Source organism: Shewanella marisflavi, assembly GCF_002215585.1.
Lineage (GTDB): Bacteria > Pseudomonadota > Gammaproteobacteria > Enterobacterales > Shewanellaceae > Shewanella > Shewanella marisflavi.
In genome coordinates this window covers 1,913,972-1,931,446 of the sequence record NZ_CP022272.1, presented here as the reverse complement: position 1 = coordinate 1,931,446, position 17,475 = coordinate 1,913,972, and the positions used below count along the sequence as shown (strand labels likewise).

Below are 17,475 nucleotides of genomic sequence, written 5' to 3'. Positions count from 1 at the left end.
ACCGTAAAAAACAATCAAGGTCATACTTATCCTGAAGCACAAAACTCTGTAAGCTAAGTCGTTATAGACTTTTCCTGCCCAAGCCTTAAACCATGAGGAGCCAATATGGGTTCAGTGACCATTAAAAAACATCCCCAAGGACTCGAATATGTCGAGGTCGATACCGATCTCTGTCAAGCACGTATCTTTATGCAGGGCGCACAGATAGAGCGCTTTCAGCCAAAAGGCCAAGCACCTTTACTCTGGGTCTCCAGCGCCGACGATTTCCAGCCCGGCAGTGGCATTCGTGGCGGTATCCCCGTCTGTTGGCCCTGGTTCGGCATGCATGAAAATCCCCAATGGCCACAACATGGATTTGCCCGCACTCGCTTATGGCAACTCGATGCCGTACAGATGCAAGACCAAACGGTAGAACTTAAATTCAGTCTCACCGTCGATGATGCAGATAAGCAGTATTGGCCTCACCAGAACCGCGTTGAACTCATCTTCAACTTAAGCGACAGCTTGAGCGTTAAACTGGTTAACACCAACCTTGGCGAGACTCCTTTTAGTTTGACGCAAGCACTGCACACTTACTTTCCCATCGAGAATATTCATCAGCTCAAAGCCAGTGGCTTTAGTGGCGCGAACTATATCGAATTTGGTGAAGGCCCCTACACTCAGGATGGCGATGAGGTACGCTTTGACCGGGAAACGGACAGAGTCTACAGCCAACTGGGGGATTGCCAACTGCTGCATACGCCAAACGGCACCATAGAAGTACGCCGTGAAAACAGTCACTCGGCCATCTTGTGGAATCCCTGGATAGATAAGTCGAAACGATTATCTCGTTTTAATGACAAGGACTACCTGACCATGGTCTGCCTTGAGGCCGCAAATGTGTTGGACGACAAAGTCACGCTGGCCCCTGGTGAGTCTCACACCCTGGCTACCCATATCCGCTGGCAACCAAGCGCCTAAGAATAACGCCTTAGGATTACGCTTAAGAAGCGCCGCAGTCTCTGTCCTCGCGGCGCTAATCAATGATAAACTCAAGCAGTAACTAACCACCCACGAGACAAGGACTGATGTGGCGACGCCTTTTTAGACCCAGCAAAACCTTGCTTCTTGGTATCGCCTTGATGCTCGTACTCCTGTTGGGCATAGTGGCATCACAACTGGCCAGCCTCACTCAGCGCCTGCTCAACCCATATCTGAAAGATGCTGGCGTGCAGATTGTCTCTCTGCACCTCACCCCCAGTGATTTGGTTCACCTTCGCCTCCCCCTGCTGCAACTTAGGGTCCACAACAGCCTGGTCACACTGCATGATCTGCAGCTTCAACTGACGCCAAACTGGTTAGATGGTCCTATGGGGCTACAAGGTCTCGACTCACTGGCGATACGTCAAATCGAGGTAGACCTTGCCACAGACTTTTTTGAACGCTTGGGCGCGCAACAAGATGACTCGGCTACCGGCGCACTGGAACTCAGCAAGCTGCCTCAGATAGCCATAGGCCGAGTCACGTTCAAGACACAGGTGCTAAGCAGTGCGGCAATAGCAAGGCCTTTGGGGCTGAGCCTTGATTACCTCAATCTTGATGACAAGGGACGGTTAACAAGCGCGCTGAGTTTCTATCAATCGCCGCTACTCACCCTCAATGCGACGCTTGAAAAGACCCGTTGGCAGCTCTCCAGCCAAATGGTTCTTGATAACCTCTCTAAATTTGTTACAGAGCTTTCCAGTTTATCGCCCCTCAACACCCAAAGCAGCGCGTCAGTTATCGCCCTGCACCAGCTGAAAAGAATATTGACCGAGGAGATCTTCCTAAAGGGCAAGTTCGACTCAGAGATGCAGCTTGATCTTGCCCAGGGGAGCTTGACCTCTAGCCACCAACTCAGCGACCTTGAGCTAGCGCTTGCCAGCCTTGGCGGTCAGCCGCTTAAGCATCCGCTCAAGCTGGAAATCACAGATGTGACTAACATGCGCAGGGGGATAACGCTTGATCTGAAAGGCCCCTTAACCGATCTGCAGCTATCGCTTGCACCGACGCAATTAGAGCTGGCGCTGAGCCCGGAACAATTTCAGCCCCTCGTCAGCAGTCACTCCCCTATGCTCAATGGTCTATTAACTCAGCTGACGCCACAAGGCGCTGATTTTGTAGGGAATGGCTCTCAACCAACAGAGCCTCAGATAAGACTAACACTCAACTTGGGCCAAGCAGAGACAGAGACTGGAAAAGTAGCATTCGACTACAACCTTGCCCACCAGCGCCTGAATCTTACCGCAATGACGGCAAGCCTAACCCTTGGTGAAAATAAGCTCACGGCCAAGCTGAGCGACCTTGAGTTGAGCAAACTGATGCAAACAGCGACAGGCGCAGCGCCAACATCTGCGCCTGCCACTCACTGGCGCTTAGGGGCAGATTGGCAAGTATCAGGCGAAGTTAACCAAGCGCTTTGTATCGCACTGCCCCCCGACAATCCAGTCGATGGCCACTGCGCAGGCGCCAGCATGAACCGTCTATCGCTAGCAAAGGCTCAAATCTCCTTGGCGGGCAGTATTAGTGGTGAGCAAGACACAGCTCACCAAAATCAACATATCGTCTTGAGTGTAAGTGGCAGTGCGAGTCTATCCGAGCCCGGCTTTAATCATCGACAGCTAGAGGTAGGGGCAAGCGGTATCGACGCAGAGCTCCCCTCGCCCCTTGAGCTCGAATTTCAAACCGGTGCAGACCCAGAACTTGAGCTGACTTGGCAAGCGGTGAATATCAAAACGGCTAAGCATCGGCTTCGCTGGCCGTCAACGCACTCATCCCGCCAGGGCGCAGCGCCCATTGAGCCCGCCGCCATGGCGAGCCTGATCAGCTCGCAGACAAGCACGACCCTTGGCGCTGGCCACATCAAGTTGCGTCATGGCGCGCTGCAAACCGCTGAGTTATCAAAGCTGGATATTCTCACCCTATCACCACAACTTAACGAGCCAGGGCAAGCTGCAAAGCTAAATGCCGACAACCTGAGTTTTAGCGCCCAGCAGGGATTAACCCTGAGCCAAAAACACGTGCATATTGCTCCCCTAACACTTGCCATTAATTCCCTGGGAGCCAGTCAGGAAACGCAAGATGCCAAGGGCCAAGCACTGAGTAATCAACTGCAGCTTGAGCATCTGACCCTTGAGACAAAAGCGATTGACCTCAAGGCAGGAGACAACAGATCGGCAGACGAGCAAGGCGAAAACCTAATCCGTCTGTTGACGTTAGAGACATTACTTAATACGCCCTGGCAGAGTGAGCTTGATTATAAGCTGACCCAATTAACCCTCAAGCAGCAGGGCATGCGCCTCAATAAATTGCGCAGCAAGACCTTATATTCCCTGCCTGAAGCGAGTCTCAATCAAGCGATTCAATGGCGGGGGCTGACCTCTGAGCAATCAAATAATTTGATCGCAAATCAAAATAAGCAGCCAAGTTACCGACTAGAGACCAAAGAATCCTGGCTGTTAGACAAGCTCCCTTTTGAGAGTCAGCACCAGATGCTGTTCTCTCAGGCGCTACAGCCACAGCAGCTCACCGGGCAGCTCAATATGATCAATGACGCCAACGCTATCGTCGCGCGCCTCTCTCGCCTCAGGGGGATGCCATCCAAGCTCCTCTTGATTGGAGATGCCCAGCTAGAAGGCACTCATAGTCTAACCTGGCAACGGGATAGCCTGGATTTCACTATGGCGTTAACACCAAGCATGCAGATAAGCGAGGGCAGCTTTCAGGCACTGCCATTTGAGCAAGCCCAATTCACAGCCCTGTGTAAGCTCACAGGCAATGATAACAAGGTAAATGGGCTCAATGTGGCGATAAACTGTCAGCAGATAAACCTTAAGGTCGCCGCTTTTAATCCCGGAGTGTTACTCACGGATCTTAATGCTAATGCCAATTTTAAACTCGATATCGGCAAAGGGCTGGACGCCACCATAGGCCTTAACGGCGCGGATGTGAAACTTAACGGCACCGCCAAAACGCTAGGCGGTGAGATCTTGCTACCCATCTTCAACCTAAATCTGGGCGCCTCCTCCTCAGCCTATCTGGTATTGCAGGGGATGGATCTTGCGCAGCTGCTCGCCGCGCAGCCGCAAACCGGGATTTACGCCGACGGCATCTTCGATGGCGTACTGCCAGTCAGTCTCGAACAGGGCAAGGTTAGCGTTAACAATGGCCAGTTGGCGGCTCGAGCGCCCGGCGGCTTGATCAAGGTTGACGATAATCCCGCCGTAGTACAGATGCGAGTGTCGCAGCCCTACCTGGATTTCGCCTTCTCGGCACTGGAGGAGCTGCACTATACCCAGCTGTCGAGTAGCTTCGACATGGCAGCCAACGGCGATGCCCAACTAAAAGTACAGGTCAAAGGTCGGGCCAAGGATATTGAACGCCCCATACATTTGAACTACGCTCAGGAAGAAAATATGTTGCAGTTACTCAAGAGTTTACAAATAGGTGATAGACTGCAGACTGAAATTGAGCGCGCGATGGCAAACTAACCTCAAGTAAACGTTCAGCTTATGGTCATATTGCCCAGCGTATTCTAAGTTCATAAGCCTAAGCTCACCATCAACCAGATTAAGGAAGCACAGTGAAAAAATTGCTAACCTTGCCAACCATGACCCTAGGGCTAACCGGCCTGCTGCTTCTTGGTGGCTGCACGCCAACGGTGAAGATAGAGCCACCAGAGAAGCCTATCGTCATCAACCTTAACGTTAAGATTGAACATGAGATCAAGATTAAGGTTGATAAAGAGCTCGATGAGCTGATTAACAACGATGAACTCTTCTAATCAAGGTATAAGGTGATTCAAATGAAAAGCAAAATACTTGTCTTGATGGCCGGACTTCTTCTTAGCCTCAATGCCTTTGCCATCTCACTACAAGACGCTAAGGCGCAGGGGCTAGTGGGTGAACAGATAAATGGCTACTTAGGTGTGGTGGTTAATAGCGGCGAAGCCAGTGCGCTGGCCAAGTCGGTCAATGCCAAACGCAAGGCCCACTATGAAAAGATCGCTCTTAAGAACCAGATAAGCGTCAATGATGTTGCCAAACTCGCCGCAGAAAAAGCGATAGCGGCTGCCGATAAGGGACACTACATCCAAACACCGCAAGGCAAATGGATTAAAAAGTAATAGGTTAGCCAGCGACACGCTGTCGCTGGCCTAACTCACTGCATGGCGCCGATACCTCTTGCCTTCACCACGAGAAGATCGCACTGGATCCTATCAATCACCTGCTCCCCCACGTTACCACAGAGGCTTGAAAACAGGTCAGTTTTACCCGTATCGCCAACGATCACCAACTCAGAATCCACCTCTTTCGCCAACGACTCAATAGCATCTTCCGGCAAAGATTTAGTCAGGTGAATATGCTTGTTACTGGGCGTATTTTCAGGCTGGAGATGATAACGGCTCGAATATTGAGACATCTGCTGCAGATGGAAGTGCTCATCGTTAGCAGGCGATACCGTCTGATGAAATGAGATACTGGGTGTATCACCATAGTAGCAATCAATGAGGTGGCAATCGCCACATAGTAACTCAGAGAAATGCTCAGAGGTCTGCAGCACGGCTTCATTTAACTCTTTGTGCATCAGATCATCGGCACAGGGCTCCACCAATGACAGGATATGGCCTCCCGGATGCCAGATGTGATCTTTAACCACAACCACAGGACGTGAAGATTCGCGGATCAAACGCACATCCAAAGGTTTGATGGTGAGCCAGTTCCACAGCTTATGCCGTGACGCCGCCAAGATCACCGCATCCACCCTGTAGTCTTCGCAAAACTGCAGCACATCATCGCTGGAATGACAGGCGATCGATGCTTTAGAAATATTCAGGCCCGATTGCGCCGCCTGGCGAATAAAGGCTGTGAGACAACTCTGTTTACGCTCCTTGGTTTGTGGCTGAAACTGCTCACCATTATTTTCAGACTCGAAGGTATCCACCAGTCGGTTAACAAAATGGCTGTGCTCTAACATCATGACAATGATGACCGCATGGGTTTTACTGGCCAGGTATACGGCCCGGGATACGGCCTTTAGGCTAAAATCGTGTTCATCTACAACCACTAATAATCTCTGATAGCTATCCATAAGCTTACTCTCCTCGGATTCGACATTAAGTTTAGCCCACCCGTTGGCCAGAAAAGTGGCGCCAGCCCAGTAATGACGAGGCTTACCGCCAAGCTTATGATAATAGAAATGATTATTGTTAAGAACATTTTTACCTAACACAGGGCCTATGGAAACCTTTAGCTATTAGCAATCAGCAAGTGAATTAGATATCGAATAAAATCAGTTTATTATAAAATTTTACGCCAAAAAAAAGGCCACCCTAGGGTGGCCGTTTAAAACAGCTGCTATTAGAAAGCCAACTTTGCCTGACCTTTTAAGCCATGGTTATCCTTAACCGTTAATTTGACCTTACTGGCGCTATGGCCAAAACTGACGGCCACAGGCCCCTTTTGCTTATTACCATCGTTAAATTTCCAAGATTGCGACACCAGCTCACCGTCAGTGTCGTAACTTAGAGAGATAAAGAGATCCATAAACCAAAGATCAAGATGCTCTATCACGGCCACAGGCTTTTTACGCTTGACCTGTACCTTGACCACTTGGGTGACGCTATGGCTCAGGCCATCATTATCTGTCACTGTCAGGGTTATGGGATATTCACCCGCCTTGGCAAACTGATAACTCACCTGCTCTCCTGTGGCACTGTCACCGTTGCCAAAATCCCACTGATAAGAGACTATCTCGCCATCCTCATCCTGTGACGTGCTAATTAGGCTCACGCTGCGCCCTTTCAGCGTTTGGCTAAAACTCGCCACCGGGGCTAGAGTGTCACGCTCAAGCAATAGAGAGATCACGACCGGGTCGTGATCCGACGAGCGATAGGCATCTGAGCTGTAAAGCGACTCAATCTGAGCTGACGACTTAAACTCCTCGTTGTAGTCAAGCAATCTAGGCTCATCTGTGTTGATATGCCACTCGGTCACATCCACCACCTGATCCGCCAGCAGAGCATTGGCCAGAGCGTGATCCAACTGGCCGCTTTCACCGGAGAATACATACGAGTATGCGTCTGACTTACCTAAGTGATCGAACAGCTCGACATAACCGGCGCTTTGCAGGGCATAGATAGGATCTTCCTTGGCATAGGCATTCATGTCACCGATCACCAGGGTCGGCAGCTCGCCATACTCACTGGCTAGCCAAGCAGCTAGGGCGGTTGCGGCGCGGGTGCGCGTCAAATTGCAGTTTCCTTGACCATCGTTTTGATCCGGATCTCCCAGGCTAACACAATCACTGCCCTTAGACTTAAGGTGATTGACCGCCACCACAAGCTGCTTAGCCTCACCAAGGACCTCAAATGTCTGGGTTAAGGTCGGGCGGTTTTTGGCGTCGTTAAATAGCGTGTCTCCTTGCTCATCGAGCGGCGAATTGGCACTGGAGAGCACCTTAGCCTCACCCACAGGCATAACACGATCGCTGCGATACAGCATGCCCACTGTGATAGCATCTGTGCCTATAGTCGGCGTTGAGACAGAAACAAATTGATATCTGCTCTCGCCTACTGCCTGATTCAGGCCGCTTACCAGATCACTAATGGCAGACTCACTGCCAAAGCCATCATTTTCTATCTCCATCAGGCCGAAAATATCGGCATCGATAGCTGTCATGGCGCTGATGATCTTTGCGCGCTGACGGGCAAACTCGCTTGGCGTATCGGCGCCGCGAGCCGTTGGGAAACCACCGCCGAGTCCGTCGCCGTTAAAGTAGTTCAGTACATTAAAGCTGGCCACCTTAAGGTTACCCCCCGCCGCGAGCTCAGGTTCAACGGTTCTTGGGTTGGTGGCCACAAAGTTCACCGTATCGGTTGGCATCAGGCGATATTTACCAAAGCCATAGTGCATCACACCGCTCAAATGGCTAACAGCATCGCCCACCCGTACAGTGTTATCGCTGCTCAGCCCTGGGGCGGGATAGCGAACAGGATCTGGGTTTTGCGCGGTCAATCCGTCGTCAAGCAGCACAGAGTCCAGTGCATTGGCCTGACTGACCGCCAGCGCGTCACTGCCGGGCTCGGCCACTTGAGTGCCGATGAAATGACGGCGACTTCCCAATAAGATCTCACCATAACGGCCCAGATTATAGACCTCATTGACCACCAGATTTTGTGAGAAACTCACCCGCATCCCCTCAACGGCTTCTAAATCACCGCTTTGCGTGAGAGGCAGAGTTATCGAGGCGGCTGTCGGCAACGGCTGTGCGGTTTCACACAAGGTATGCTCAGTGACATTAGTCAGCTCAGTCAGACCGTTATACTCCTTAACCAAAGCGGTCAGTCGAATACGATCGCCCGCCTGATAACCCAGCTGACCGCCTGAATAGACAAACACCCCTTCAGAGGTGGTCGCATCAGTATCAGTTTCACTATCGGCCATCTGCAGGAAGAGTCCCTTCAGGCCCGCTTCCTGATTGCTGGTCACTATCGCCTCTACCGTCACGCTCTGACCGTTGAAAGGACTGATATCACCGCTGCCCTGAATGGCGGAGATTGAGGTCGCCGGATCATGGCACACCAGAAATTGCGGCGGCTCAACTGGATCAGTTGGATCTGTTGGTCCCTGATAGGCAAACTGACCTAGATCGCTAACATCATCCTGAGCATGCCCGGTCCAAGTCGCCAGGGTAACGGCATCATCGAGCACAGTATCGGCAATCAACTGCTCAGGGTTGCGTCTTAAGGTGTTATTTTGGGTAGAGCGTTCGCCGCTGCCCCACTCTGAGCCAGGATCTGTCCCCAACTGACCTAAGCTATCGATCACCTCGCCCTGTTTGCGCAGCACCAAGGTGTCATCGCCATTGAAAAAGCTCGCGCTGCTAAGCTGATCCGCAACCGCTAAGATCTCACCACCGGCATCATTATCGGCAATAACATAGGTTTCACCTGCCCCCAGACTACCGCTCAGTGCGATGTTAGACCCGGCACTGCTGCTGCCGTTGAAGTAAAACTCGAGCTGGTATTGACTTAACTCTATGCTGGTATCGGTAGGATTGTAGAGTTCGACCGCTTTGTTGTTACTGCTGCCTTCTACATATTCTGAAATAATCAAATCGTCTGCGGCCTGAGCAAAGGTGGAGGCACCACCAATGGCCAAGGCAAGCGCACTTGCTTTGGTAAACATATTAACCCCTAAATTTATCCATTAACCTAGTGTTCGGCTAGTGTTCGGCTAGTGTTTGAGTCGGCAGCATTTGAGTCTTATCGCCCAAATTGCTGCAGTGCTGATCCTTAGAACAGGCCAGACTATAGATCAGCTTGTTGACAAAGAGGTTACAAACGCGACTCACAAGCAGAATTGTCGCTTGGCAGTGAAATCGATAGAAAAAGAACAGGGATTTATTTGACGAGCCAGGCTTTAACAAGCAAGAACAACGCGGGTTATTGCCAAAGAGTTAATCAAGCAATCACGGGCTAAGGCTTATCTTAATCGCCCGTGATTGCGGATCTGATGCTCTGGGCGGCCTGCACTGAAACAATCTGTGCAGACCTAGGTGATTAGTTGTCCTGCCAGATCATCACCTTGGCCTGCTCACCTTGCTTGCGGGTCGCACGGTACATGCCTTCGGTATTAAATGGAGTCGCGATATTACCGCGCTGATCGATAGCGATCACCCCACCGGTGCCGCCTGCGGTGATCAGGCGTTGATTGATCACTTCATCGGCGGCCTGCAGTATCGATTTTTGCTGATATTTGACCTTGGCGCAGATGTCCCCCGCAACATGATAGCGAATAAAATACTCACCATGGCCGGTGGCCGATACGGCGCAAACCTGGTTTTCCGCGTAGGTGCCCGCGCCAATCACAGGCGAGTCACCGATACGGCCGAAACGTTTTACCGTCATACCGCCGGTTGAGGTACCCGCCGCAAGATTGCCCTGCTTATCCAGTGCTACAGCGCCCACAGTACCGAACTTATAATCGAGATCTAAATAGTTAAGCGACGCCTGATAATCAGCCTTGCCCTCTTGATTGCTCTCAGCCTGTTTTAATTTGGCCTTGGCATCGAGTAACTGCTGATAGCGAGCATCGCTATCAAAATAGGTGACGGGCACAAAGTCAAAGCCCTGGGTTAAGGCAAACTCTTCAGCCCCTTCACCTGACAGCATGACATGGGGCGATTTGTCCATCACGGCCCGAGCCAGATCGATAGGGTTTTTAATATGTTTAACCCCAGCCACGGCGCCCGCATTCAGGGTGCGGCCATCCATAATCGAAGCGTCCATCTCGTGGCCACCATCATAGGTATACACAGCCCCCTTACCGGCATTAAAGAGGGGGCTGTCTTCAAGAATATTGATTGCCGTAGTGACAGCAGTGAGACTGTCACCGCCATGCTCCAACACCTTATACCCGGCATCCACCGCCTGTTTAAGCTTGTCGCGATAGGCTTGTTGCTGTTCATCTGTCAGATTGGCTTTAGAGATGGTTCCCGCGCCGCCATGAATAGCGATAGAAAAAGGCGGTGTCTGCGCCATCACATTGGCGCTCATCAATAGACCCATCAGGCCAGATAACATTAGGGGGGTAATAGTGCTTCTCACGTTAGGCTTCCTCGTTATTGTTTGCCTTCTTTGTACCGATTTTAATCATTAATTACAATCACCATCTTGCTTGCCCTCTATAATCTGCGACAATAAACAACAATAAAATTCTCAACTAGATAGAGCCTTTTTCTTGCGGATCTCTTCTTCTTTATCCCGGCTACTACTCCTAACCCTACTCAGTTTGAGTTTGGGTACCTCTACTGCCTGGGCCGATAAATGGCTTAAGGTAGAGATTAGCGGCGCCGATGAGGCGCTAACGCGTAATATCACGGCCCACCTGGGCACTATCCCCAACTCAGAGGTACAACGCCGCGCCTTCATCTTCAATGCCGAAGAGAACATAGAAGCCGCGCTGCATTCGATGGGCTACTATAAGGCAAAGATTGAACCTCAGCTCGATAGTCCGGAAAATGCGCCCTGGACCTTACGCCTGGCCATCACGCCCGGCGAGCCAACGCTGATTCAGTGGATAGATATTCGCCTCTCGGGCGAGATCCTCGATGACGAAGTGATCGACCGATGGCTGAAACAGATCACCATTAAGCCCGGTGATCAGCTCAACCATGGCGACTATGAGTCGATAAAATCTCAGCTACTGACCTATGCCCTTGCCCGCGGCTATTTTGAAGGGAAATATGTCACCAACCAGATAGTGGTCAACCGAGATCTCAATAGTGCACAGATCAGCCTGCATTACGACTCCGGGCCGCGCTATCGTATCGGCGAAGTTCACTTTAACGGCCATGATCTGGTGCCAGGTTTTCTGGACCAGTTAATCCCTTTCGAAGCGAACTCGCGGTACAGTACTGGCAAATTGGGCGCCCTCAACCGAGAGCTAGTGGATACGGGTTACTTCAACAATATTAAGGTGTTACCACAACTCGACAAGATAGCAGATGACAGAGTCCCCATCCGCGTCGAGCTAAGTCCCAGACCCACCCACTCTATCGAGCTGGGTGTCGGTGCCGACATAGGTAATTCTATTGATAACAAGGTAGATCCCAGAATAAGGGCCACCTGGCGCATGCCGCAGATTAACCGCTATGGGCATTCTCAGGAAACCAGTATCGAATGGTCACCCGACACGCCAAAGTTTCTGACGACCTACACCATTCCCATGAGTCATCCGCTGGACGACCAACTCAAGCTAAGAATTGGACTGCTTAGGGACAAATATGGTGTCACTCAAGTCTATGACCCCGACAAGCGAGACTATCGCAACACGGGCGAACTCGAGTCAGTGAAAAAGCTCATTGGTGTTGTCAGACAGAAACAGTTCGGCAATCAATGGATCTTTACTTACTCTCTCGATGCCATCAACGAACGATATACTCAGTCGGATATCGACTACAAACCCGATCTCTTTCTGTTTGGTACCAGCCTGTCACAAACCATCAGAGGAGATAATAGCCTAGATCCTAAGTCTGGCTATTATCAGTCTTACAGCATGGAATACGCGGAACCTGAACTTGGCTCTGATCTGCGCCTGGGCCGAATTCAGGCCAAGTTTAAATGGATAGATACCTTCTTTGGTAAACACAGATTTGTGTCACGTTTGGATCTCGGTGCCAACCTAGTTAAAAAGGAAGATCTGCCGCTCGTACCGCCTTCGCTGCGCTATTTTGCCGGCGGCGATCAAAGCATACGCGGTTACAGCTATCAGGAATTGGGGCCCTATATCGACTATATCGATACTGAAGAGCAACTGGCCCGTATGGTTGTTGGTGGCCAGTATCTTTTAGTGGGCAGCCTGGAATACCAATACTATCTGACACCGACCTGGCGTCTGGGGACCTTCATCGATGCCGGTAATGCCTTTGATGACACCCAGTTTGACCCTATTGTCTCAGTCGGTGGCGGCGTACACTGGATATCGCCCATAGGGCCGATAAAATTGGATCTCGGTGTCGGCCTTAACGAAACCGAAACCGTAGACCGTAGCTGGCGTATCCACTTCACCATGGGGGCTGAGATATGATTGACCAGCCCAATGAGCTAGATCTGGCCCAAACCGATAATCAGGGCGCGGCGCCGGTCAAGCCCCTAAGCCCCTTTAAGCGACTGCTTCGCTGGCTGCGCAACCTGATCCGCCTGGTTTTCTATCTACCCTTAGCTCTGCTGATCATGCTGGCCTTAATGATCGGCACCCCTCTGGGTACGCGCCTGTCAGTCATCTTGGCCGATGCCTTAGTGCCCAATTTATCGCTCAGCTACAGTGCTGGCCGGCTCAATGGCCAATTAACCCTAGATCATGCCCACTGGCAGATGGCGGGCATAGTGGTTGATACTCAAGATCTGACCCTCAACTGGCGTCCGCTATGTCTGCTGCAGCGCCAACTTTGTGTCGACACCTTAAGCGCCTCGGCGGTACAAGTCGACATAGATACAGACGAGCTTAAGGGTAAGGATGACAACCCAGACCTAACGACAGAGTCACTTACCACTGAAGGATCAGAGCCCATCAAAGAGGAGGTAGCAGAGGCCGATGATCAGCGGCTGGTACTTCCCTTTGGCATAGTGCTCAATCAAGGCGACCTCAAACAAGTCAAGGTTCGGGTCAACCAGATGCAGTTTAATGCCGACGCCCTCACAGCCAAGGCCAGCTGGTTAGAAACAGGGCTCAGGGTAAACCAACTGGCCAGCCAAGGTCTCTATATCGATATTCCACTGTCTGCAGAAACTGACCAGGCTGCTGACGCCGACCAAGCTGATGCCGATAGCTGGCCACTCACCCAGTTGCCAGAGGTAGCCATTCCCATGCCTATCTTTGTCGATACCGCCGAACTCACCAACAGCGAGCTAAGGCTGGGGCAACGAATCGATCATTTCCAAGCCTTCGCCCTGCAAGGCAGTTATGTGGGCTACAAGATCACCTTGGACAGCCTAGATGTGCAGCATGACTATGGTAAGGCCCACCTAGATGGCCACATGAGCCTAGAGCAAGATTACCCTATGGCGCTGAACCTGCAGGCCGATCTCGCCAGTCAGCAGCTCACCGAGCTGCCACAGTTGAAACGCCAGCAGCTAGAAGCGGAAATAAACGGTGGCTTTGCCGCGCTCGCGGTAACACTAAGAGGCAAAGGCCATTTAGATCTTAACCTGGATGGCGAAATCAACCTAGACAGCCCACAACTGCCCTATCGTGTGGCGCTAACCAGCCCGCATCTGATGTGGCCGCTTGCCGAGCCTGAATATGAAACCAAAATCCTTACACTCAATAGTCAAGGTAGCATTCAGAAACAAAGTGTCACCCTAAGCGGCGACCTGAAGACCCCTTATCATCCTTGGCTTACGCTCGATGCCGAGTTTGAACACCAAACTAAGCAACTCTCGTTCGCTAAGCTGGATGTCGACAGTGAGATGGGCAAGGCCAAACTCACAGGACAACTGGCTTATGGCGACAAACTCCACTGGGATCTACAGCTCGACACCCAGACACTGGATCTGAGCCAGCTCAATATCACCACTGAGCAGCCCCTGCCCGAGACAGAAATTAACGGCAGCTTGCACAGCCAAGGCGACTATAGTGACAAGCAGTGGGCGATTGGCGTCAGCAATGCCGATCTTCAAGGTCACGTTGCAAACTATCCGCTGCGGCTTCAAGGCGATATTGCCATCAATGACAAATTCCAGCTTAATGCCAAGCAGCTACAGCTCAATGCCTTAGAGTCCGAGCTTACCTTGTCGGGACGTGTCGATGACAACTGGTCTCTCGATGGTCAGCTGAGTGTACCGGCGCTTAGCCTTTGGGACCCCAAGGCCAGTGGCGCTATCGAGGCGGTTATCAATGTCTCAGGTGACGACGAGCACCCGGAAATTGCCATCAATGCCGATAGTGTGGAGCTGCAATACGCCGATATACAAGTCGAGAAGGCAAAACTGATCGCCTTCTATCGTCCCCAGGATGAGCATCAATTTGCCCTGTCGTTAAAATCATCCGATATCAAACGGCAAAACGTTAGCTTGAGTACCCTCACCTTAGGGATCAAAGGCGATCTCAATAAACAAAAATTGGGGCTGCAGACCTATGGCGATATTCAGCTGCAAACCTCCATCGCATCCAGCTTTGATGATAAAGCCCAAAGGTTCGATGCCAGCGTCAATCGTATTAACCTTAAATCTCGCCTAGGCGCCATGGCACTGGACAAGCCCATAGCACTCTATTGGGATCAGCAACAAGGCTATGGTGAGGTCGCGCCTTTCTGTTGGCAACATGAAGCCGCCAGCCTTTGCCTGACCGACATTGCAGAACTTGGCGACAAGGGCGATACCCAGCTGCAGTTTAGCGGTGATCTTGGCGCGCTGCTTTCGCCCATCTTACCCGATCGTCTGACCTGGCGGGGACCGACCCAGCTCGACGCTCTATTTCATTGGGCCAAAGGAGAGAAACCTACAGGCGAGATTGAACTGGCGATGGCACCCGGCCAGTTTGACTTAACCACCAACAGACGCCAGATTAACGCGCAATATAAGTATCTGCAGCTGAGCGCACAGCTCTCCCCTGAGCGTTTTACCGCCGATGCCAAGTTCGAGTCTGAACGTTTCGCTAAGCTGAACGCCGGGGTAGAAATCAGCACAGATCCCGAGCAACGTCTCAGCGGCCAAATCGACCTAAAAGATATCAACCTCCATGCGCTGGCAGACTTTACTCCACAGCTTGAGGTACTCGACGGCCGGGTGAGCAGTGCCATTACACTTGGCGGCACCCTAGAGAGCCCGCAGCTGACCGGCTCAGTTGACCTCATCGACGGGCAATTAGCCGCGGCGGCCAACCCGACACTGCTGGACAACATAGCGCTAACACTCTCACTTGTGGGCCAAGGGGCTAAACTGACGAGCCAGTGGACCATGGGCGAAGGCAAGGCAGAACTCGAAGGGGATCTGAACTGGCAAGAGGGTCTACAAGGAGATTTTCAGTTCAAAGGCGATAAACTTGCGATTATTCAACCGCCGCTGGCTATCTTAGATGTCTCACCTGACCTCACCATAGGCTTTAGCAACAAGCACTTAGATATCCAAGGGAATGTAGATATCCCTTCAGGCCATATCAAGATAGTACAGTTGCCCGAAGGTGGTGTGGCGCAATCGGATGATGTGATCTTTAACGACAGTCTGTCGACACAGGTGCAGGAAAAAAATCCTATCGCCATTACCAGTCAAATCATGGTCAATGTCGGTGACAAGCTCAACATCGACGGCATGGGGCTGCGGGGCATGCTACAGGGTACTCTGGAACTGCGCCAGGCGGCCTTTAAACCTCCTCTGCTCTACGGTGACATCAGAGTGGTCAATGGCACCTATAAATTCATGGGCCAGACCCTGTCGATCAATGCTGGTGAGGTTCAGTTTATTGGCCCTATGGCCGTGCCGAACCTGAATATTGAAGCGACACGGGAGATCAAAGAAGATGATGTTATCGCGGGCGTGCGCATCACCGGCACACCGGCGAAACCTGTGGTCACCCTCTTTTCAAACCCAGCCAAAGAGCAAGCTGAGATCCTCTCTTACATCATCAAGGGAACTGGGCTGAATAACTCAGATTCAGATCAAAACAATGCCTTGATGATGGGCGCCGCCCTGACCCTGGGCAATCAGCTCGGCGATAATGCCTTTTCCAATGTGGGTAGCTCTGCAAGTGGGGTGATAGAAAAGCTGGGGATCTCTAACGTTCAACTCGATGCCAACGATGACGGTAAAGTTGCCATAAGCGGCTATATCGGCGATGACCTTATGGTCAAATACGGCGTGGGCGTATTCAACCCAGGTTATGAGATGACTGTGCGCTACTACCTGATGTCTCAGCTCTATCTGGAAAGCGTCTCAGGCACCATCTCTAAGACTTTAGATATCTACTACAGCTTCGATATCGATTAACGCTAATGGCCTGACACAAAAAAGCCGCTGTTTTCAGCGGCTTTTCCTTAGTTCATCACCTATGGAAACTCGATGTCAGCACTACACGGCATAACCAGACGACAGACGATTAGACGTTTGCCTCGGCAGATTGCAGCAGGCTACTCTTGTGTCGCTGCCAAACCTTACCGCTATTGATACCGTAACTGCGCATCAGCACAGGTACATCATGGTGGTTATGCTCTTTCGCTAAGGCTTCGAGTGCCTGATAGAAATCGAGTGCCAACTCCCTCGCCTTCTCAATAGCAAAATACTCTTCACCCACTCGGCTATAGAGACCTTTAAAGCCATTAAGAATCAGAACGTAGAGCGGGTTACCAGAGTGATAGGCCAGGGTATGATGCAGATTATAATCAAACTCAATAAATGCCTTGGCCTCATCCTTCAGGGTCGCTAGCGGCGCTAACGCTTCAAGCACCTTATCAGGGTTATAACGCACAGCGCCCTTGAAGTAGATGGCACTGATGTTAGTACGGGCAGACAAGAGTTGCTCCAGCAGTACAGGTTCACCGGCAGGATTCAAGTCGGCAATGGTTTCCAACACATTCAGACCTGAGGTTTCCCAGATATCATTTACACGTGTCGGTTTACCGTGTTGAATCGTTAACCAGCCATCGCGTGCCAGACGCTGTAGCACTTCACGCAATGTGGTGCGAGTCACACCAATTAGCTCGGATAATTCACGTTCTGCAGGTAAGATGGAGCCGGGTGGAAACTTTCCCTCCCAAATAGAACGAACAATATACTTTTCGGCAAAGCTGGCAGGACCTTTCGCTTCAATAATATCTTTGTCTTTGGGCGTTACAGGTGCTTTGGGGACAGTTGTCATCAGGCCGCTATTCCAATTCAATGAAAGTTATTTTGGTAACTGATCATACCAGAGCGAGGAAAAATGGAAACCTAATCCGTAACAATACTGGATAAGATCAAGG

Annotated in this window: 10 protein-coding genes; 6 read left to right on the top strand and 4 right to left on the bottom strand. The window is 51.2% G+C overall.

Translation table 11 applies throughout. The annotated features are described in order from the left end of the window. Nucleotides 1–105 precede the first annotated feature (105 nt). The 4 genes from CFF01_RS08405 to CFF01_RS08390 all read left to right on the top strand — a co-directional run bounded on the left by CFF01_RS08405 (nt 106) and on the right by CFF01_RS08390 (nt 5,143). The gene (locus CFF01_RS08405; RefSeq protein WP_088904500.1) at nt 106–960 is read left to right on the top strand and encodes a D-hexose-6-phosphate mutarotase; all 855 of its coding nucleotides are present in this window, start codon (nt 106–108) and stop codon (nt 958–960) included. A 107-nt stretch (nt 961–1,067) separates the two neighbouring features. Beyond that, nucleotides 1,068–4,508: a YdbH domain-containing protein gene (locus CFF01_RS08400; RefSeq protein ID WP_088904499.1), complete on the top strand. Its 3,441-nt coding sequence runs from the start codon at nt 1,068–1,070 to the stop codon at nt 4,506–4,508. 119 nt (nt 4,509–4,627) lie between these two features. Beyond that, nucleotides 4,628–4,801, top strand: coding sequence for a YnbE family lipoprotein (locus tag CFF01_RS08395; RefSeq protein WP_081953769.1), 174 nt, complete (start codon nt 4,628–4,630; stop codon nt 4,799–4,801). Nucleotides 4,802–4,822: 21 nt separating this feature from the next. Then, the gene (locus tag CFF01_RS08390; protein WP_088904498.1) at nt 4,823–5,143 is read left to right on the top strand and encodes a YdbL family protein; all 321 of its coding nucleotides are present in this window, start codon (nt 4,823–4,825) and stop codon (nt 5,141–5,143) included. A gap of 35 nt (nt 5,144–5,178) precedes the next feature. On the opposite strand, the gene CFF01_RS08385 is transcribed toward CFF01_RS08390, so the two are convergent. The 3 genes from CFF01_RS08385 to CFF01_RS08375 all read right to left on the bottom strand — a co-directional run bounded on the left by CFF01_RS08385 (nt 5,179) and on the right by CFF01_RS08375 (nt 10,603). Next, entirely contained in the window at nt 5,179–6,108 is a 930-nt protein-coding gene (locus CFF01_RS08385; protein WP_140946885.1) for a universal stress protein, read from the bottom strand. 269 nt (nt 6,109–6,377) lie between these two features. Beyond that, nucleotides 6,378–9,206: an ExeM/NucH family extracellular endonuclease gene (locus CFF01_RS08380; protein ID WP_088904497.1), complete on the bottom strand. Its 2,829-nt coding sequence runs from the start codon at nt 9,204–9,206 to the stop codon at nt 6,378–6,380. 374 nt (nt 9,207–9,580) lie between these two features. Then, nucleotides 9,581–10,603: an isoaspartyl peptidase/L-asparaginase family protein gene (locus CFF01_RS08375; protein ID WP_033538025.1), complete on the bottom strand. Its 1,023-nt coding sequence runs from the start codon at nt 10,601–10,603 to the stop codon at nt 9,581–9,583. Between the two features lie 157 nt (nt 10,604–10,760). Between CFF01_RS08375 and CFF01_RS08370 the strand changes: the two genes are divergently transcribed. Next, complete coding sequence (locus CFF01_RS08370) at nt 10,761–12,608, top strand: autotransporter assembly complex protein TamA (protein ID WP_033538024.1); 1,848 nt, start codon at nt 10,761–10,763, stop codon at nt 12,606–12,608. Further along, nucleotides 12,605–16,504, top strand: a complete 3,900-nt coding sequence (gene tamB, locus CFF01_RS08365) for an autotransporter assembly complex protein TamB (protein WP_088904496.1) — start codon at nt 12,605–12,607, stop codon at nt 16,502–16,504. The genes CFF01_RS08370 and tamB overlap by 4 nt, the downstream gene beginning before the upstream one ends. Nucleotides 16,505–16,613: 109 nt before the next feature. On the opposite strand, the gene fadR is transcribed toward tamB, so the two are convergent. Further along, entirely contained in the window at nt 16,614–17,372 is a 759-nt protein-coding gene (gene fadR / locus CFF01_RS08360) for a fatty acid metabolism transcriptional regulator FadR (RefSeq protein ID WP_052125478.1), read from the bottom strand. Nucleotides 17,373–17,475: the final 103 nt, after the last annotated feature.

Excerpts from the sequence above, each read along its gene's own strand:
- CFF01_RS08405 (WP_088904500.1), top strand. The coding sequence starts at position 106 with ATGGGTTCAGTGACCATTAAAAAACATCCCCAAGGACTCGAATATGTC.
- CFF01_RS08400 (WP_088904499.1), top strand. The coding sequence starts at position 1,068 with ATGTGGCGACGCCTTTTTAGACCCAGCAAAACCTTGCTTCTTGGTATC.
- CFF01_RS08395 (WP_081953769.1), top strand. The coding sequence starts at position 4,628 with ATGACCCTAGGGCTAACCGGCCTGCTGCTTCTTGGTGGCTGCACGCCA.
- CFF01_RS08390 (WP_088904498.1), top strand. The coding sequence starts at position 4,823 with ATGAAAAGCAAAATACTTGTCTTGATGGCCGGACTTCTTCTTAGCCTC.
- CFF01_RS08385 (WP_140946885.1), bottom strand. The coding sequence starts at position 6,108 with ATGGATAGCTATCAGAGATTATTAGTGGTTGTAGATGAACACGATTTT.
- CFF01_RS08380 (WP_088904497.1), bottom strand. The coding sequence starts at position 9,206 with ATGTTTACCAAAGCAAGTGCGCTTGCCTTGGCCATTGGTGGTGCCTCC.
- CFF01_RS08375 (WP_033538025.1), bottom strand. The coding sequence starts at position 10,603 with ATGTTATCTGGCCTGATGGGTCTATTGATGAGCGCCAATGTGATGGCG.
- tamB (WP_088904496.1), top strand. The coding sequence starts at position 12,605 with ATGATTGACCAGCCCAATGAGCTAGATCTGGCCCAAACCGATAATCAG.
- fadR (WP_052125478.1), bottom strand. The coding sequence starts at position 17,372 with ATGACAACTGTCCCCAAAGCACCTGTAACGCCCAAAGACAAAGATATT.